Origin of the sequence: Clostridium cuniculi, from assembly GCF_004353185.1 — a bacterium.
Lineage (GTDB): Bacteria > Bacillota > Clostridia > Clostridiales > Clostridiaceae > Clostridium > Clostridium cuniculi.
Window position 1 is genome coordinate 1 of record NZ_SMUS01000151.1, and the last position, 235, is coordinate 235.

Consider the following 235-nt stretch of genomic DNA (forward strand, 5'->3'; position numbering starts at 1 on the left):
TGATAACTCTCAAAAGGATGATGAAACTGTAGATAGTGATAATTCTTCTGAAGATACTAATCCAGAACTTCCTTCTAACGATATAGATGAAATTCCTGGTGATAATGGTGGTTCTGTAACTCCTCCATCTGTAGATACTGATGATCAAGAAGATACAACTACTACTCCTTCTGAAGATGATAACTCTCAAAAGGATGATGAAACTGTAGATAGTGATAATTCTTCTGAAGATACT

The 235-nt window shown here is 34.5% G+C and carries 1 protein-coding gene; it reads left to right on the top strand.

The window, feature by feature from the left end; all coding sequences use genetic code 11:
• Positions 1-235: hypothetical protein (locus tag EJJ37_RS20655; protein ID WP_204596878.1), on the top strand; the 235-nt coding region annotated here is incomplete at both ends.